Origin of the sequence: Mesorhizobium sp. M6A.T.Ce.TU.002.03.1.1 (genome assembly GCF_003997275.1) — a bacterium.
GTDB classification, from domain to species: domain Bacteria; phylum Pseudomonadota; class Alphaproteobacteria; order Rhizobiales; family Rhizobiaceae; genus Mesorhizobium; species Mesorhizobium mediterraneum.
In genome coordinates, this window is sequence record NZ_RZTI01000027.1 from 1 (window position 1) to 17,418 (window position 17,418).

Genomic DNA, 17,418 nt, shown 5'->3' on the forward strand with positions numbered 1-17,418 from the left:
GTGCCGACCTGGGCAACTTCTTCCGAGGTCTTGATCTTCTTGGCGTTCTTGATCAGCGTCGCGACGACGTCGGCAACGGCGAGGTCGATGCCGCGCTTCAGGTCCATCGGGTTCATGCCGGCGGCAACCGCCTTGTGGCCTTCCTGGACGATCGACTGCGCCAGAACGGTCGCGGTCGTGGTGCCGTCGCCGGCGATGTCGTTGGTCTTCGAAGCAACTTCGCGGACCATCTGCGCGCCCATGTTCTCGAACTTGTCTTCAAGCTCGATTTCCTTGGCGACGGTGACGCCGTCCTTGGTGATGCGCGGTGCGCCGAACGACTTGTCGATGACGACGTTGCGGCCCTTGGGGCCGAGCGTGACCTTCACTGCGTCGGCGAGGATGTTGACGCCGCGCAGCATGCGCTCACGGGCATCACGGGAAAATTTTACGTCTTTGGCAGCCATTTTTAGCTCCTGGCAGGGGCTTGAATTGAGCCCGAAGATTTAAGTGACGGTGAGGCCGATATTCAGCCGATGATGCCCATGATGTCGGATTCCTTCATGATCAGAAGGTCTTCGCCATTGAGCTTGACTTCGGTGCCCGACCACTTGCCGAACAGGATGCGATCGCCGGCCTTGACGTCCAGCGGGACGAGCTTGCCGGCTTCGTCACGGGCGCCGGAACCAACGGCGATGATCTCGCCTTCCTGCGGCTTTTCCTTCGCCGTATCCGGGATGATGATCCCGCCGGCGGTCTTGGATTCGGATTCAACCCGGCGTACGACCACGCGGTCATGAAGCGGGCGGAACTTCGACTTTGCCATTTTTTATTCCTCGATGAGAATGGTGAGAACAGTTCCTCCGTCCGGCGGCGCCGGACCTGGTTAGCACTCACCAATGGCGAGTGCTAACGTGGCGCTGAGATAGGCCGGTGGCCGGCGAGAGTCAAGGCGCCGAGTGAGCCGATCGACGCCCGGCGACGAACTATTGGCGCCTCGGAGAACCAAGCACCAGAAGCGGGCATCGTTCCGCCAGCGGATAGGATCCGCTCGGCACGACGCGCACTTCGTCGAACCAGTCGTTCGCCTGGTCGACGAGCATGGCAAGCGTCGCGAAGCAATAAGTCGTTTGGGAACCCGCATAGACGTCGATGGTGCCGATGGAGAGCATGCTCCACCCTGTCCGCGCGGCAAGGGCGGCGCGGTCCGGGAATATCTCGTCAAAAGCGTCGCGGATCACCTGCACATTTATGGCGCGATCGGAATCGCTGGTCGTACACGCCATGGCGATCCGCCATTTGAGCGCATGGAAATTCTCAATTCCGCCGGCCAAGGCTTGGGCCTTGATGTCCTGCAAATCCTCGAACGTCTCAGGGCCGGCGAAAACGCGGATCGCCGCGCGGCTGCCGGGCTTCAGCACTCTGGCAACCTCGCCCAGGAGGGCGCGGCGAGCGCGTGCGGAATCGACGACCGTCAGACAACCGTCGCCTATGACCGCGCCGACGCTGGCGCGGCCGAGCGGAAGGTCCAGCCAGTTCCCGGTCGTTGCCTTGCGGCAGGCGCTGTCGCCCGGCCATACGCCCGAAACCATGGCGGCGGATCCGTCGACGGCCAGCATCGTCTTGCCGAGGCCGGCCAGTTCCGGGGTAACGCCCAGCAGGAGAACATCGGCCTCGTCCAGATCAAGCTCGCGCTCGACAATGCCAACTGTCTCCGGAGTTGGCCGGAGCGGCGCCTCCAGGAGCATCCAGTGACGGTGATAACTGTCCCAATGATTGGTCATGCGTGCCCGTCGGACCTAAAAAGGCTGGCGTCAACTGCCCATAGCCGCATAATGGAAGTGGGTATGGAAGCCAAGGGGGGAGCTGTGGCGCGTATCGTCGTCATAACGCATGAGCACGATCAGTTCCTTGGCAAGCGCGATATCCTGCTGCGCAGGGGCAGTCCCTATTTGCTTTTCGACGTTCTGGGAGAATTGAAAAGGCGCGGCCATTCGGTCCGGATTCAGCAAGGTCTGTCGAAGACACACAGCGCCGACGTCGCGGTTCTGCATGTCGATGCGACGATAACGCCCGCGGACTATCTCGACTATGCACGGAGTTTCCCATTCTGCCTCAATGTCGGGACGGCCGACATATCCAAACGACGGATCAGCGGAGCGTTGGTGAACGAGGGAGACGCTTGGCAAGGTCCGGTCATCGTCAAAAGCAACCTCAACAATCAGGGCATTCCAGAGACGTTCCTCAATCGGCGAGCGCGGCGCGCGAGGAAACCACCGCCTTTTCCGGACATGCCAGTCCTGCAGTCCTATGAGGTCTACGGATCTATTAGCGATATCCCGGATGGCGTCTTCGAGCGCGACGATCTGGTCGTGGACAAGTTCATTCCGGAAAAAGAACCTGATGGTTTCGCGGCGCGGTTCTGGGTGTTTTGCGGAGAGAGCGAACGTTGCACCCGCTACGTCTCGCCAAACGCCCTGGTCAAGGCGTCCGAGACGATCCGTCGTGAGCCCGTGCCTGTTCCCCAGGAAATGCGCCAGCTGCGACGCGAACTCGGTTTTGACTATGGCAAGTTCGATTTCGTCATACATGAGGGCAGGGCGGTGCTGCTGGATGCCAACAAGACCCCCGGCCGCCCAAAAAACCTCGTGAAGATGTTCTCGGCCGGAGCCTCTCATCTGGCGGACGGTTTCGAAGGGCTGATCCGGCGATCGGATGCCTGATCACCACCGTCTGGTCCTTTCTCTAGATACTTGACTAAGTCAAGCAAATGATTGATCGTGTGCGGGCAGGAGGATGCCATGACGATTCATCATCAACCCGGCAAGGAGCGGATCGATGCGGTGCGAGGCTTCAACCGCTTCTACACCCGTCAGATCGGCTTGCTCGACGAAGGATGGCTGAAAAGCACCTTCTCGCTGACCGAGGCTCGGGTGCTCTATGAACTGGCGCATCGCGATGGGCTGACCGCCACCGACCTTGCGCGCGATCTCGGCCTCGATCCCGGCTATCTCAGCCGGTTGTTGAAAAAGTTCGAGGAGCGCGGCCTAGTGGAGCGCGCAGCGACTGAAGCCGATGCGCGGCGCTCGTCGATCGCGCTGACGCCGGCGGGAAGGACGGCCTTCGCGCCGCTGAACCAGGGTTCGCACGATCAGGTCGCGGCCTTGCTCGACCGGCTTTCCGCTCCGGAACAGGACAGGCTGGTCAAGGCGATGCAGACGGTGCAGCGCCTGCTGGGCGAGAGTGCCGAGCCCAAGGTCCCCTACATGCTGCGGCCTTTGCAGGTCGGCGACATCGGCTGGATCATCCATCGCCAGGGCCTGCTCTACGCGCAGGAGTATGGCTGGGACGAAACCTATGAGGCGCTGGTCGCCGAAATCCTCGGTGCCTTCCTCAAATCCTTCGATCCGAAATGGGAGCGCAGCTGGATCGCCGAGCGGGACGGGGACGTCGTCGGCTCGGTCTTCGTCGTGCGCCAGTCGGACACGGTGGCGAAGCTGCGCCTGCTCTATGTCGAACCCTCGGCGCGCGGTCTCGGCATCGGCAAGCGGCTGGTCGAGGAATGCATCGGCTTTGCCCGCGCGAAGGGATACAAGACGCTGACGCTGTGGACCAACGACGTGCTCACCTCAGCGCGCCGCATCTACGAGGCATCAGGATTCAAGCTGGCCGACGAAGAACGCCATCACGCCTTCGGCAAGGATCTGGTCGGCCAGAACTGGAACCTGGAGCTGTAACGTCTTTCCCTTCTCCCCTTGTGGGAGAAGGTGGATCGGCGCGCAGCGCCGAGACGGTTGAGGGGTGCTGGACGGAACGCCATCGGCGCCAGGCTGGAGCACCCCTCATCCGTCGCCTTCGGCGACACCTTCTCCCACAAGGGGAGAAGGCAAAAACCGGGCGGAGCAACACAAGCTGGAAGCATCATTTGTCTGAAGCAATTGCCCTTGGCTGGCCGCGCTTCACCCCTTCACCGGTATCCAGATTTCCAGCCCGCCATTGCCGCTGCGTGGATCGAATTCGGGGCCGTAGCGCTCGAATTCGGGCGCATCGGCGATCTCGTGCCCGGAGGCCGGCAGCCATTTGTTCCAGATCGTGTTGACCGTGCGGCGGATGGTCGAGATGTGGTCACGATGGGCGAACACGGCGTATTTTTGCGCCGGCACGCGCGCGCGCGAAAACTCCCTCGGCAGATCCGAAAAATCGGACACCTCGACGCCGGCGATGTAGTCGAAATTGCCGGTGTCGTCGCCGTTGACGCAGACGCCATAGGCGACGTCGCCGATCCCGCCTGGAATGTTGCCGATATAGGGGCCAAACCGCTGCCACAGCATCGGGATGCCGGCGCTGGTCTCGCAGCTGTAGCGTTCGCCGAGACCAGCGATGAGAAACGGCCGGCTGGTCTCAAAGCGCGGCGGCTCGAGATTGGTGAGGAAGGACTGGTCCATCAGGATCGGCTCCACGAGAGCGAGATTGTCGAGCGAGCCTTGCGCGCGCACCAGTTCCGGCGTGGTGCCGAATTGGTCGCGGAAGGCACGGGTGAAGGCCTCATGCGAAGCGTAGCCGGTGTCGAGCGCGAGCGAGAGGATGTCGGGTGCGCCGGCGGCGAGCCTGCGCGCCGCTTCGGTCAGCCGGCGAGAACGCATGTAGCCCATCACCGAACGGCCGGTCGCAGCCCCAAAGGCCCGCGTCACGTGAAAGCGCGACACGCCGCTGCTCTTGGCGACATCGTCGAGCGAGACGGATTCCGGCAGATGGCTTTCGACGAACCACAGCGCTTTCTCGGTCGGGTTCATATGGCTCCTCGCATTTGGCCCAGTCTTCGCATTTGGCCCAGTCTTCGCATTTGGCAAAGTCATGGTGCCGCTTCCTGGTGGAGGCGGTTTGATCGAAATTGCGCACCGCGCAAATCGCGAGCGACGGCGGCCGGCAAGTCGAAGGCGTCGGGCGAAAGAGCTTGACAGGAGCAAGCGGCGTCTTTTAAATGGTAACGTTATTACATAACGAGATTCGTATGGCTCTTTCTGACAAGACCCTTCGCTCCAGCGGCTGTTTCAACCCTGGAAATTTATTGCGCTGTGATTGGCGGAAAACTAGGGTGCCTGGGTGATGGTCCCCGAGTCGAAAGGCAAGGGGTGAAAAGGGAACACGGTGAGATCTTCGGATCGAGGCCGTGGCTGCCCCCGCAACTGTAAGCGGTTAGCAAAATCCGAAATGCCACTGGCCGGCAAGGCTGGGAAGGCAGGATGGCGCAAAGACCCGCGAGCCAGGAGACCTGCCATCAGCATGAGTTGACCGGACGGGGTGTGCCGGGAGGAGACGTGGACATCGGTCTTGTCGGCCGGTCCGTCCAGCTTCCTTCCGTCGCCATTGAGAAAGTGACGGTAAGTTGGACGCCTCCCAGCCTCTTCTTGAAGCGCGTGAGCTGAGCGCGACGGCGAATGGCCAATGCCTGGTCAGCGCGGTCAGCCTTTCGGTGGCGGCGGGCGATCGCCTCGCAATCATCGGTCCCAACGGCGCCGGCAAGACGACGCTGTTGCGCATGCTGTGCGGCACCCTGCGGCCAAGCGCAGGAGATGTGAGATTTTCCGGACGCCGGCTGGAGACGTTTTCGGCCGCCGAGCGGGCGCTGCACATGGCTGTCGTCGGCCAGACCGATCAGCCTGATCCGCGGCTTGCCGTGATCGACTACGTCGAGCTTGGCCGCGTCCCGCATGTCGGCTTGCGACGGAGGAGCGAGCAACGCGACATCGCCGTCGAAGCGCTTCGCAGAACCGGCCTGCTGCCGCTGCTCGGCCGCACGATCGGCTCGCTATCGGGTGGCGAGCGGCAACGCGCCCAGCTGGCACGCGCCGTTGCCCAGGAGCCAAAAATCCTGTTCCTCGATGAACCGACCAATCATCTCGATCCGCGCGCCCGCAGCGAGCTTCTCGAACTCGTGTCGCAGTTTGGCATGACCGTCGTGGCGGTGCTTCATGACCTGTCGCTGGTCACGCCATTTGCCACCAAGGTCGCGGTGATGAACGAGGCCCGCCTACAGGCGTTTGCCGGTCCGCGCGAGGCGCTGACCAAGCTGTTGATCCGCCAGATTTTCGGCGTCGACGTGCTTCGGCTGCGCCATCCCACCGAAGACCGCGAACTCACGGTATTCGACGTTCCGAACCGTGCCTCTTCACATTCCGATTTGACCAAGGAGCAATATTCGTGAAACGCCTCGCATTGTCTTTCGCCTCCCTCCTGCTTGCCCAGACCGCCTTCGCTTTCCCGGTGACCGCCTTTGCTTTTCCCGGTAACAGTTGACAGCTGCGGCACGCCGCTGACGTTCGACGCCGCGCCGAAGCGCGCCGTTATCCAGGATCTGAACATGGCCGAGATGGCCTTCGCGCTGGGGCTGCAACCGTCGATCGTCGGCCTGACCGGCATCACCGGATGGTACGAGGTCGGTCCGGAATTCAAGGCCGAGCAGGGCTCGATCCCGGAACTCGCGCCGAAATATCCGACACTTGAAATCCTCGTCGCCGTCGAGCCCGATTTCTTCTTCGCCGGCTGGTATTACGGCATGAAGTCGGGCGGCGAGGTGACGCCCGATACGTTGGCGCCGCACGGTATCAAGACGCTGGTGCTGACGGAAAGCTGCGTCCATCTCGACAACAACCGCCCTGCCGCCTCGATGGACCTGCTCTACGACGACGTCGAAAAGCTGGGCAGGATTTTCGACAAGGAAGCCGAGGCGAAGAAACTTGTTTCGGACTGGAAAGCGCAACTCGCCGATATCACGGCGAAGGTTGGCGACCACAAGGGAACGCGCGTATTTCTTTACGACTCCGGCGAAGACAAACCCTTCACATCAGGCAAGTTCGCGATCCCCAGCGCCATGATCGCCGCTGCCGGCGGCGACAACATCATGGCCGACATGCAGACGAGCTGGGGCAACACGGATTGGGAAACGGTCGCTTCCCGCAATCCGCAGTTCCTGATCCTGCTCGACTACCAGGAGGGTGGCGGCTACAGGAAACTGCTCGATTTCCTCAAAGTCCATCCGGCGATGAAGGAGACCGACGCGGTTAGGAATGAGCGCTTCGTCGCGCTGCGGTATGCCGAGCTGACGCCCGGGCCTGCCAACATCGAGGCGATCGGCAAGATCGCCAGGGCGATGCACCCGGAAGCTTTCTGAGCTTGCGCCACAGGGCGTTCGAATTGGCCATGACAGCAGGAGCAGCAGCGATCGCCGCTCTTGCTCTGCTGTCGATCGCCTATGGATCGACGGTCATAGCGTTGAGCGACGTGGTTGCTGCGCTCGGACATGCGGCCGGAGTGGCCGCAGACATCGTGCCCGGCCCGGTCGGCAAAATCGTTGTCGATCTCAGGCTGCCGCGCACGATCATGGCCATCTGTGTCGGCGCCGGGCTGGGCGTCATCGGCGCGCTGCTGCAGACGGTAACGCGCAACGACCTCGCCGATCCGTTCCTGTTCGGCCTGTCGTCCGGTGCCGCGGCCGGCGCGGTTTCCGTTATCACCATTTTTGGCGACCATTTCGGCATCTGGACGTTGCCGGTCGCTGCCTTCACCGGCGGCATTTTGGCCGCCGGCATCGTGCTGTTGCTGGTTTCGCGGGTGAGGGGGCAAGGCCCCGAACGGCTGATACTGGCCGGGCTTGCCGTCTCGTTCATGTTCACCGCCTTGACCAACTATCTCGTCTTTGCCGGCGACCAGCGCGCCGCTCACTCGGTGCTGTTCTGGACGATGGGCGGGCTCGGGCTGGCGCGGTGGGACAATGTCGGACTGGCTGCTCTGGGCGCAGGCACCATCCTAGTCTTCGGACTTTGGAACCACCGTCGGCTCGACGCTTTCCTGGCCGGCGAAAATGCCGCCGAAACCCTCGGCGTGCCGGTTGCGCGGATGCGCAGGACGACATTTTTCGTCGCCGCTTTCTCGACGGCGATCCTCGTCTCGGTGGCAGGCGTCATAGGTTTCGTCGGCCTGATGATCCCGCATCTGTCCCGGCCCCTGGCCGGCCCGTTGCATCTGCGCCTGATTGCAAGCTGCGCCCTCTTTGGAGCGGTGCTGTTGCTGGCAAGCGACCTTCTCGCCCGCACGCTGCTGCCGCCGCAGGAACTGCCGATCGGCATCATCACCAGCTCGGTCGGCGCTTTTTTCGTGGTCACGATGCTCATTCGCAATCGTTCCTGATGTGACTGCCATCCACACTTGCCGGCTTCTGGCATAATGCCGCATCTTGAATAGTAAGCACGCTTATAATATATGCCGCTCATGGTTTCCGACGGCATCGATAGATTGGGCTTTTTGATCCACGACGTGCAGCGCCTGATGCGCAAGCGCTTCGAGGCGAAGGCCAGCGGGCTCGGCCTTTCCTCGGCGCAATGGCGGCTGATGGTCCGCGTCGCCAAGGAAGAAGGCATCACGCAAGCGCGGCTCGCCGAGCTTCTCGAGATCGAGCCGATCAGCGTGTCGCGCCTGGTCGACCGCATGGAGGAGAGCGGCTGGATCGAGCGCCGTTCCGACGCCACCGATCGCCGCGTCCGCATGATCTTCCCGACCGCCAAAGCGAGCGAGGCCTACGCAGAGATCAAGAGCCTTGCTGGCGAAGTCTATGAGGAATCGCTTACCGGCGTGTCGCTCGAAGATCGCCGCATCCTGATCAAGGGTCTGGAGGCGATGGCCAAGAACCTGGCGGACGGCGAGACGGCGTCCGGCGAAAAAGTCAAAGGTGCAGAAGGCGCAGCAGCATGAACGCGGTAGCCAAGGTAGATGAGAATGCAACCAAGCTGGAGGTGGAAGCTCCGGCGCAGCCGGCGGCGGCTCCGGTGGCGGTCGCTCCGCAGCTAGCACCGGCGCCGGTGGTGCCGAAGAAGAAGCGCCGTGTCGGCCGCTTCCTATTGATGTTTGCGCTCCCCGTGGCACTGATCGCCGGCGGCAGCTACGTCTGGGTGACCGGCGGCCGCTACCAGGAGACCGAAAACGCCAATCTGCAGCAGGCCAAGGTCTCGATAGCCGCCGATACGGCGGGTCGCATCGTTCAGGTCGATATTTTCGACAACCAGTCCGTCAAGCAGGGCGACGTGCTGTTCGCCATCGATCCCGAGCCCTACCGGATCGCATTGGCCCAGGCCGACGCGGCGGTGGCCGGCGCGCGCCTCAATGTCGAGCAGCTGCGTGCGGCCTACAGCCAGGCGCTGGCGCAGGAGAAGTCCGACGCCAGCCAGGTCGACTACGCGCAGTCGCAATACGACCGAGCCGCCGACCTTGCCCGCAAGGGCATCAATGCCAAGTCCTCGCTCGACGAGGCCAGGAACGATCTCGACAAAGCCAAGCAGCAACTGGCCGTGGCCGAGCAGGGCATCCTCAGCGCCAAGGCGGGCCTTGGCGGCAATCCCGATATCGAGACCGATAAGCATCCGACCGTGATGGCGGCGCTCGCCGCGCGCGACAAGGCTGCCTACGATTTGGCGCAGACCACTGTCAGGGCGCCGGCTGACGGCATCGTCAGCCAGGCTGCCTCGTTCAAGGTCGGCCAGTATGTCGGCTCTGGCACGCCGCTGTTTTCGCTGGTCGAGACCGGGGACACCTGGATCGATGCCAATTTCAAGGAAACGCAGCTCACCCACATGAAGCCGGGCCAGAAGGCCGAAATCGTGGTCGACACCTATCCGGGCAAGACGTTCGAGGCCACCGTCAAGGCGATCGGCGCCGGCACGGGAGCCGAGTTCTCGCTGTTGCCCGCCCAGAACGCCACCGGCAATTGGGTCAAAGTCACCCAGCGCATTCCGGTGCGCCTGGAACTGGCCGATGCCGACGCCAAGATGGCGCTGCGCACCGGCATGAGCGCGACCGTCACGGTGGACACCGGCGTTTCCCGCGGGCTTCCCAGCATCTTCGGCCACGCCACGGCGAGTGAGGCACAATAGACCGCCTCGTTCCATTGGACGATGAGGTCTGAGACGCAACAAGTAGAATGCAGGCCGCGCACGGAGAGGAACGCAGCTGACAGGATTGGTCCGACGGGAGATGCACCAGGGGTTAGGGTTTGGATCGGGCTGCGTTGCGGCCTGAGCGAAGCCTGAACAACGCGACGCAGACTCGTTTCGGTCCTCAGGTTTCCGGGCGGCAGGCGCCGTTTTATCGAGACGCTCGGTCGATGTAACCCCCACATCGATAGTCGCGTCCCACCGCGATGAGGGTCTCTCCATACGGAAGGCCGCGCCGCCCGGAAACCTCGCGCATCGGCCCGAAAATCGGAATCGATTTTCGGAAAGCACGATGCGCTGACTCAAAGTACTAGAGCGTACTTTGTGCGTCCAAATGGACGCACGTCGCTCTAGTGTACATTTTTTTGTTACCTGCCGGAAGTTCCACATCATGAGCACGCCAGAACCCTTTCGCGAAGTGCCGCACCGCGGCCTGATCACCGTGGCGCTCATGCTGGCGACGATCATGCAGGCGCTCGACACCACGATCGCCAACGTCGCGCTGCCGACCATGACCGGCGATCTTGGCGCGTCCCCCGACAACATCAACTGGGTGCTGACCTCCTACATCGTTGCCGCGGCAATCATGACGCCGGTGACCGGCTGGCTGGCCGACCGCTTTGGCCGCAAGGAGCTGTTCCTGACGTCGGTGGTCGGCTTCACCATATTCTCCATGCTGTGCGGCATCGCCTGGAGCCTGGAGACCATGGTGTTCTTCCGGTTGATGCAGGGCGTGTTCGGCGCGGCAATCGTGCCGCTGTCACAGACCTTCCTGCTCGACATCAACCCGAAGGAGCGCCACGGCCAGGCCATGGCCATCTGGGGCGCCGGCATCATGCTGGGGCCGATCCTGGGCCCGACGCTCGGTGGCTGGCTGACCGAGAATTTCAACTGGCGCTGGGTGTTCTTCATCAACCTGCCGGTCGGCATCATCGCCTTCCTTGGCATGGCCGCCTACTTGCCGGCCGTTGCAAGGCGGATACGCAGCTTCGATTTCTTCGGCTTCGCCATGCTCTCGCTCGGCGTCGGAGCGCTGCAGCTGATGCTGGATCGCGGCGGCGAGGTCGACTGGTTTTCCTCGGTCGAGATCTGGATCGAGCTCGGTCTTTCGCTGACCGGCTTCTGGGTGTTCATCATTCACACGATGACGGCGGAGCACCCCTTCATCGACCCGAAGATCTTCCTCGACCGCAATTTCGTGACCGGGCTGGCATTCATCTTCGTCATGGGCGTGCTCATCCTTGCGAGCATGTCGCTGCTGCCGCCAATGCTGGCGACCATCTTCGGCTATCCGACCATGACCATCGGTGTCGTCATAGGTCCCCGCGGCATCGGCACGATGGTTGCGATGCTCCTGGTCGGCCGCATCATGCACAGGATCGATGCCAGGATCCTGGTCGTCATCGGCTTCCTTTTGACCGCGCAGTCGCTCCACACCATGTCCAGCTTCTCGCCGCAGATGGACAACTGGCTGATCCTCAGTTCCGGCGTTATTCAGGGCCTGGGAATGGGCATGGTGTTCGTACCGCTGTCGACCGTGGCTTTCGCCACGCTCGACGCGCGCTACCGCACCGATGCCACGGCGCTGTTCAGCCTGGTGCGCAATCTCGGCTCCTCGATCGGCGTCTCGGTGGTGACGGTTCTGCTGGTGCGCAACACGCAGATCAATCACGCCGAGCTTTCGGCCTACATCAATCCGTTCAATCCCAATCTCTGGGCGGCGTCGCCGGCAGCGGCGGGCGCCGATCCCACGGCGCTTTCCCAGATGGATGGGATGGTCAACATCCAGGCGATGATGATCTCCTACGTCAATGACTTCAAGCTGCTGATGATGATGACGCTGCTTGCCATCCCGTTCGTTTTTCTGCTGCGCAAGCCAAAGGCTGGTCCGACCGCCGGTCCCGCCGCACATATGGACTGACGGCTCGTCGACGTGCCGGTCACGTCTCCTATTTGCCGAGAACGAGGCTCCAGTAGCGCAACGAGCTGTCGCGGCCGTCCCGCACATAGGCCAGACCGAAGCGGGTGAAGCGCGGGTCGAGCATATTGCGGCGGTGGCCGGCCGAATGCATCCAGATATCGAACAGCTTCTGCTGATCGAAGCGACCCTCGGCGATGTTTTCGGCGGCCGCACCGGTGATGCCGTTACCCTTGACGCGCGAGGCAAATCCCTTGCCCCAGCCGGTGGTGTGGGTCATGCGGCCGCCTCGTGCCATATAGCCGGCCTGCTGCAGGGCTGCCTGTTCGAGCTGAGGATCGGGGACAAGCGGCCCGAGGCCGGCTGATGCGCGAATGCTGGTCAGGGTGCCGGCGGCGGAAGCAGAGACACCGGCGCCTTCGCCGGTGGACAGGACAGTGGCGCAAGCGGCAAGCCCGGCCAGCGCGGCAAGACCGGCAGCTCCAAGCAGCATTCGCCTGTTAAGGTTTGATCGGGCTTGGCAATTTTCAATTTTCGCAACGGTCATGTCCGCTGACATAGCGGTGATCATGGCTTTTTGGCGGGCAGGCGCTCAAAAATCTCGGTGGCTGCGGTTCGTCTTGCCGGTGGTGAAATCCGACGCGTGGTACCGAGACGGAATACCGGTTTGACCCATCGATGACCTCCACTGCGCGCTACGAATGACGGCTTCGCGCCGCATCCCGGTCATTCCGCTGGCCCCTGCCGTCCTCCAGAAGCGGACATCGCTGGTGACCAGGTGGACGCTTCAGCTTTTCCAGAACCGCTGAGCCGACAGCAACCGGTATCGCTCCCACTCCAACCGGGTTACGATGAGTGGCTGAGAACGGGCGCGGGCGCCTCGTCGAACCACCTACGTCAGGAGGACAGCGTGAAATTGCCGACGGTGAGAGTTATGGCCGCAGCCGATGAAGATTCAGCGGTCGAGATAATCGTGCTGGCATTTGCGGCCGACCCTATGGCGCGATGGACCTGGCCGCATGCACACCCGTACCTTGCAGCCATGCCGCGAATGGCCCGCGCGTTCGGGCGCAGGGCATTCTCTAACGGAAGCGCCTTTTGCACCGACGGCTACGCCGGGACGGCGCTGTGGCTGCCGCCCGGCGTGCATTCCGACGAGGAAGAGCTTGGCGCCGTGCTCGAGAGCACGGTTGAATCCTCTCTCGCCCCTGAAACCGCGGCCATATTCGAGCAGATGGCCACGTACCACCCGACCGAGCCGCATTGGTACCTGCCCCTGATCGGCGTCGACCCGGCGCATCAAGGCGAAGGTCACGGCGATGCCTTGATGGCGTACGCACTCGCGCAGTGCGACCGCGATCACGCGCCGGCCTATTTGGAATCCTCGAACCCGCGCAACATATCATTCTACCAGCGGCACGGCTTCGAACCGCTCGGCGCGATCCAGGTCGGTTCGTCGCCGACGCTCATCCCGATGCTGCGGCGACCTCGTTGAGCGTCAGGTTGATCAGATAGTTTGACCCTGTCGGACGGGCGGCCACGGAGCTGTCGAGCACGCCGTCGAAGCCGCGCACCTGGCCCTTCTCGCCGGTGGGAAAGCGAATCGCGGTGATGTCGGGTGCCGTGGCGCGCACGAGATCCGAGATCAATCCCGGAAGCTCGGTTTCCGCTGCGCGACGACTGCCGCCAAGCTGATTGTCTGAAATCAGTTGATGCGAAATACTCCAATCAGGAATTCCTTCACGGCCGCTTGTACCGCTTCTGTCGCTGCTTTGTCGTATCCACAGTCGGGCCGAGTTCTACGCAAGCGTCATTGTAGGAGAAGGGCTTACCGGTCTCGATATTGATTATTTTCCCATCATCTTCGCGGCGGCGGCAATTGCGCGATGTTTGCGCGCTCTGAACAACGTACCTGGGCGGAGCTATGGGGTCGTCGAATGCACATGGGGCACGCCTGGATACTCGGTCATCAGAGCGTCTTTGCCGGCAGCCTTGCGGCGCGCAATCAAGTCGCGGCACGGTGTCGAAAACGGAGGAGAATATTTGATGTCGTGGAAACTCGACGAGACCGTGGAAACATCTGCGGGCGCTGTTGCAACGGGTCGACTTGGTAATGGGCCTGCCCTCGTGCTGGCCCACGGCTGGCCGTGGTCTTCGTTCTCATGGCATCGGATTATTCCGGAGCTTGCAAGGCGGTATCGTGTGCATTGGTACGATATGCCCGGATACGGGCGATCCGACAAAGCCGCGGAGCAGCGCACGTCGCTCGATGTGCAAGGTCAGGTATTCGCCGAGATACTTGCGCATTGGGAACTCGAGCAGCCTATGGTTGTTGCCCATGATTTCGGTGGAGCGACGACGCTACGGGCGCATTTGCTGCATGGCTGCGAGTTCGAGCGGTATGTTCTGATGAATGTCGTCGCGATGCGTCCTTGGGGGTCGGAGTTCTTCGATCACGTCGGTCGACATGTGGATGCCTTTCTGGGCCTGCCGCCGCATATCCACAAGGCGGTCGTGGAGGCTTACATCAAAGGGGCAATCGTCAACGACATCGATTCCGGTGATTTCGAGACGCTGGTCGAGCCGTGGCTTTCCGAGGGGGGACGAGGAAGCTTCTATCGGCAATTCGAGCAAGCCGATGAAAAATATACCGCCGAGGTTGAGCCGGTGTTCGGGGATATTCGGTGCCCGGTAAGAATAATCTGGGGCGAGGACGATCCATGGATCCCGCTGGATCGAGGCAAAGCGCTTCATGCGCTGATCCCGCAGGCCTCGTTCGAAACGCTGCCCAGTGTCGGCCACCTGCCTCAGCTCGAAGCCCCGCATCTCGTGCTGGAACGGCTGAACGCGTTCCTATCGAGCGAAGGCGAATACTGATGAAGGGAGCGACCCTTGGGAAGGGTGAACAATTTTCCCTCACTCTCTTCAATGTCCGCTTCGGGGCCGTTGTGTCTCGTTGATGGCCGGCTGGCGAGGGTCAGCAACGGGCCAGCTTAAGACAAGGGCTCGCGCCGACCTGACAGTCCGCTATTGAAGATCCGAAGCCAGAAGGTGCCGGTCCGCTAACGGCCCCCAACCCCATCGTCCACTCGCTTTCCTTTCGGCCAATGGTGGCCGAAGGAAAAACACGATGGGACTTTCACAGTATGATCGTGCGGTGGAGGAGGTCCGATTTACTTGGTGAGCAGGCCTCTGGTCCGCTAGAGTCCCAAGTCTCCACCTGGCCGCAGACCGAAAACCCGGAAAACGCTTATCTCATAGTAAGCTGATGCATCTGGAGCGCCGATGATGAAGCCGACCGGATCCACCGAGGCAGTGAGGATCGAGGACCTTGACGACGCGGGGCTGGTTGAACACGCGCGACAGCGTGACTCCGCCGCATTCTGGTTAATCATCAAGCGTCACAATCAGCGGCTTCACCGGGTCGCCCGCGCCATCTTGAATGACGACACCGAGGCGGAGGACGTACTTCAGGAGACCTATATCCACGCCTTCACGCATCTGGCCGAATTCCGCGCGGAGGCGCAGCTGTCGACCTGGCTCACCCGGATCGCGCTGAACGAGGCGCTGGGACGCCGCCGGAAAAAGCGGCCTACCGTGGACGTGAAAGCCATCGAAGGCATGGTCGCTCCGTTCAGTGCCCACAAGCCTGATCCCGAAGAGGCGGCCGCTCTCGCTGAAATCCGCAGCCTCCTGGAGCGAGCCGTCGGTGGCTTGCCAGAGCCCTTTCGCATCGTCTTTGTCATGCGGGACGTCGAGGAAATGAGCATTGAGGAAACGGCTTTTCTTCTGGCATTGCGACCTCAGACAGTGAGCACCCGTCTTTATCGCGCACGCCGGCTGCTGCGCGAGGCGCTGCGGGACAAGCTCGCCACCGTGTTCACGGATACGTTTCTCTTCGCTGGCGCCCGTTGTGACCGCCTCGCGCAATCAGTCTTGGATCGGCTCGCAATCCGCCTGGTTCGAAAGGATACTCATCAGTGAACACGGCGACTGATCGCACGTAGACGCCGTCCACGCCGAGATCACGCCGCCTCCTTTCGCGGAGCGCTTGCAGCGGGACGCGGGAATATTTTGGCGGCCCGGACCATCTAATCGTCAGGCAAATGCATTCGGCGCCGCGGTGCTGACAGCGGTGTTGAATCAACAAACATAGGAGACCGCCATGCAGGGCGCACTTCACCTATCCCGGCGTCAGTCGCTTCAGGGACTTGTCGTACTCGGTGCCGGAGCGGCACTCGGCCGAATCGCGCGGCCTTCTCCGGTATTGGCACAGGACATATCGGACGAGGACATTTTCCGCTTTGCGCTCAACCTCGAATACATGGAGGCTGAATACTACCTCCGCGGCACCACCGGAATGGGCATCGACGCGGCCGATGCCGGTTCGAAACCCGGCGACGTCGTTGGTGGAAAGCAAGTCTCGTTCGAGACGCCGGCCATCGGCGAATTCATGCAGGAAGTCGCGGAAAACGAACTCGCGCACGTTCGCTTCTACCGCAAGACGCTTGGGGCCAACGCCGTCGACCGGCCGGCGATCGATTTCGATGCAGGGTTCAAGGCGGTTGCGGAGGCAGCTGGTCTCGGTGCGGACTTCGACCCCTTCGGCAACGAAACGAACTTCGTTCTCGGCGGGATGCTGTTTGAGGATGTCGGCGTCACCGCCTATGCCGGTGCTGCGACAGTTCTGAAAAACAAGGACTTCCTCGCCGCCGCCGCAGGCATCCTGGCGGTCGAGGCCTACCACATGGGAATGGCGCGATCTACGCTATACCGGAAGGGAGAGGAAGCTTGGAAGGCCGCCAATGCTGTCTCCGATGCCCGAGACAAAATCGACGGATCGGGTGATAAGGACCAGAGTATCCAGGCGGACGGCAAAGCCAACATCGTTCCTTCGACGCCCGATGCGATCGCGTTCACCAGAACGCCGCGGGAGGTACTCCGGATCGTCTACCTCACCGACAGGGATGGAGTGAGCAAGGGCGGCTTCTATCCGGAAGGGATGAACGGCACGCTCAAGAGCACCTGAGCCTGTTGCGACGAGTGACGATGCGCCGCCGGAAACCGAGCGGCCTCATAGCGGTTGCTCTTGGAGAAAGACCATGAGCAAAGATGATGATGTGAACCACGGATCGGCAGCTTCAAGCCGAGTGATGTCTCGCCGCAATTTCCTGAAAGTCTCTGTGACCGGCGCGGCGATTGCCAGCGCCGGTGGCCTTTCATTCTGTACGTCTCGACTGACGCACCAAGGCTTCGATCATCTACAAAGCCACTGGTGATCTTCGAGCAGTGCAAATCCTGCTCGGCCACACCAAGATTGAAAACACCGTTCGATACCTCGGCGTGGACATCGAAGATGCGCTGAGCCTCGCAGAGGGAACTGAATCGGACTACGCTGGCGGCCCCCGGTTTCGGTCCGGGCCGCCATTGGAGCGGTCATGAACGGCTGTGCTTGGTGGGTTCCTGACAGTCCACTTCCAAGCGCTAAATCGAGTTGCCGTTCGATCAGCTCCAGATGGCACGGGAACCTTGCTGGTC

At 62.0% G+C, this 17,418-nt stretch carries 16 protein-coding genes, 4 pseudogenes and 1 riboswitch; of the genes and pseudogenes, 14 read left to right on the forward strand and 6 right to left on the reverse strand.

The annotated features are described in order from the left end of the window. The 3 genes from EOC93_RS11225 to EOC93_RS11235 form a co-directional block, all read right to left on the reverse strand. Window positions 1-446 (reverse strand): TCP-1/cpn60 chaperonin family protein (locus EOC93_RS11225; RefSeq protein ID WP_281033133.1); only part of this gene is annotated, 446 nt, incomplete at its 3' end. Between the two features lie 62 nt (window positions 447-508). Continuing rightward, a complete protein-coding gene (gene groES / locus EOC93_RS11230) occupies window positions 509-805 on the reverse strand; it encodes a co-chaperone GroES (protein WP_006203049.1) in 297 nt (98 codons plus the stop codon). A gap of 160 nt (window positions 806-965) precedes the next feature. Then, the gene (locus EOC93_RS11235; protein WP_127204634.1) at window positions 966-1,763 is read right to left on the reverse strand and encodes a methyltransferase domain-containing protein; all 798 of its coding nucleotides are present in this window, start codon (window positions 1,761-1,763) and stop codon (window positions 966-968) included. Window positions 1,764-1,826: 63 nt separating this feature from the next. Here EOC93_RS11235 and EOC93_RS11240 point away from each other — a divergent pair, with 63 nt between their 5' ends. Both EOC93_RS11240 and EOC93_RS11245 read left to right on the forward strand, forming a co-directional pair. Further along, window positions 1,827-2,702 carry a hypothetical protein gene (locus EOC93_RS11240; protein WP_245461436.1) on the forward strand — a complete coding sequence of 292 codons (876 nt, stop codon included), beginning with the start codon at window positions 1,827-1,829 and terminating at the stop codon, window positions 2,700-2,702. Between the two features lie 78 nt (window positions 2,703-2,780). Continuing rightward, entirely contained in the window at window positions 2,781-3,716 is a 936-nt protein-coding gene (locus EOC93_RS11245) for a helix-turn-helix domain-containing GNAT family N-acetyltransferase (RefSeq protein ID WP_127204635.1), read from the forward strand. Window positions 3,717-3,938: 222 nt separating this feature from the next. Here the strand turns inward: EOC93_RS11245 and EOC93_RS11250 are convergent, their stop codons facing one another. Then, window positions 3,939-4,772: an AraC family transcriptional regulator gene (locus EOC93_RS11250; RefSeq protein WP_127204636.1), complete on the reverse strand. Its 834-nt coding sequence runs from the start codon at window positions 4,770-4,772 to the stop codon at window positions 3,939-3,941. Window positions 4,773-5,069: 297 nt separating this feature from the next. After that, window positions 5,070-5,274: riboswitch (cobalamin riboswitch) on the forward strand. Window positions 5,275-5,365: 91 nt separating this feature from the next. On the opposite strand from EOC93_RS11250, the gene EOC93_RS11255 reads away from it, so the two are divergent. The 6 genes and pseudogenes from EOC93_RS11255 to EOC93_RS11280 all read left to right on the forward strand — a co-directional run bounded on the left by EOC93_RS11255 (window position 5,366) and on the right by EOC93_RS11280 (window position 11,883). Continuing rightward, window positions 5,366-6,184, forward strand: coding sequence for an ABC transporter ATP-binding protein (locus EOC93_RS11255; RefSeq protein WP_127204637.1), 819 nt, complete (start codon window positions 5,366-5,368; stop codon window positions 6,182-6,184). Beyond that, window positions 6,181-7,150, forward strand: a pseudogene (locus EOC93_RS11260) (ABC transporter substrate-binding protein). The gene EOC93_RS11255 and the pseudogene EOC93_RS11260 overlap by 4 nt, the downstream one beginning before the upstream one ends. Before the next feature lie 29 nt (window positions 7,151-7,179). Continuing rightward, on the forward strand, window positions 7,180-8,166 hold the full coding sequence (locus EOC93_RS11265) for an iron ABC transporter permease (protein ID WP_095485821.1): 987 nt from the start codon (window positions 7,180-7,182) through the stop codon (window positions 8,164-8,166). An 81-nt stretch (window positions 8,167-8,247) separates the two neighbouring features. Continuing rightward, the gene (locus EOC93_RS11270; RefSeq protein WP_095485822.1) at window positions 8,248-8,727 is read left to right on the forward strand and encodes a MarR family transcriptional regulator; all 480 of its coding nucleotides are present in this window, start codon (window positions 8,248-8,250) and stop codon (window positions 8,725-8,727) included. Beyond that, a complete protein-coding gene (locus tag EOC93_RS11275) occupies window positions 8,724-9,902 on the forward strand; it encodes an HlyD family secretion protein (protein WP_126107046.1) in 1,179 nt (392 codons plus the stop codon). The genes EOC93_RS11270 and EOC93_RS11275 overlap by 4 nt, the downstream gene beginning before the upstream one ends. A 451-nt stretch (window positions 9,903-10,353) precedes the next feature. Further along, window positions 10,354-11,883: a DHA2 family efflux MFS transporter permease subunit gene (locus EOC93_RS11280; RefSeq protein WP_127204638.1), complete on the forward strand. Its 1,530-nt coding sequence runs from the start codon at window positions 10,354-10,356 to the stop codon at window positions 11,881-11,883. 28 nt (window positions 11,884-11,911) lie between these two features. On the opposite strand, the gene EOC93_RS11285 is transcribed toward EOC93_RS11280, so the two are convergent. Continuing rightward, on the reverse strand, window positions 11,912-12,427 hold the full coding sequence (locus tag EOC93_RS11285) for a CAP domain-containing protein (protein WP_126107044.1): 516 nt from the start codon (window positions 12,425-12,427) through the stop codon (window positions 11,912-11,914). A 363-nt stretch (window positions 12,428-12,790) separates the two neighbouring features. Here EOC93_RS11285 and EOC93_RS11290 point away from each other — a divergent pair, with 363 nt between their 5' ends. Further along, a complete protein-coding gene (locus EOC93_RS11290; RefSeq protein ID WP_245461437.1) occupies window positions 12,791-13,375 on the forward strand; it encodes a GNAT family N-acetyltransferase in 585 nt (194 codons plus the stop codon). Here the strand turns inward: EOC93_RS11290 and EOC93_RS34070 are convergent. After that, window positions 13,347-13,529, reverse strand: a complete 183-nt coding sequence (locus EOC93_RS34070; RefSeq protein WP_164759113.1) for a hypothetical protein — start codon at window positions 13,527-13,529, stop codon at window positions 13,347-13,349. The genes EOC93_RS11290 and EOC93_RS34070 overlap by 29 nt on opposite strands. Before the next feature lie 397 nt (window positions 13,530-13,926). Here EOC93_RS34070 and EOC93_RS11300 point away from each other — a divergent pair, with 397 nt between their 5' ends. The 5 genes and pseudogenes from EOC93_RS11300 to EOC93_RS34745 form a co-directional block, all read left to right on the forward strand. Beyond that, window positions 13,927-14,757: an alpha/beta hydrolase gene (locus EOC93_RS11300; RefSeq protein ID WP_127204639.1), complete on the forward strand. Its 831-nt coding sequence runs from the start codon at window positions 13,927-13,929 to the stop codon at window positions 14,755-14,757. 408 nt (window positions 14,758-15,165) lie between these two features. Beyond that, window positions 15,166-15,887 (forward strand): annotated as a pseudogene (locus EOC93_RS11305) (RNA polymerase sigma factor). 260 nt (window positions 15,888-16,147) lie between these two features. Continuing rightward, window positions 16,148-16,909, forward strand: a complete 762-nt coding sequence (locus EOC93_RS11310; protein WP_164759116.1) for a ferritin-like domain-containing protein — start codon at window positions 16,148-16,150, stop codon at window positions 16,907-16,909. A gap of 124 nt (window positions 16,910-17,033) precedes the next feature. After that, window positions 17,034-17,080, forward strand: a pseudogene (locus EOC93_RS34740) (hypothetical protein); the annotation flags it as partial. 20 nt (window positions 17,081-17,100) lie between these two features. Continuing rightward, a pseudogene (locus EOC93_RS34745) lies at window positions 17,101-17,322 on the forward strand (hypothetical protein); the annotation flags it as partial. Window positions 17,323-17,418: the final 96 nt, after the last annotated feature.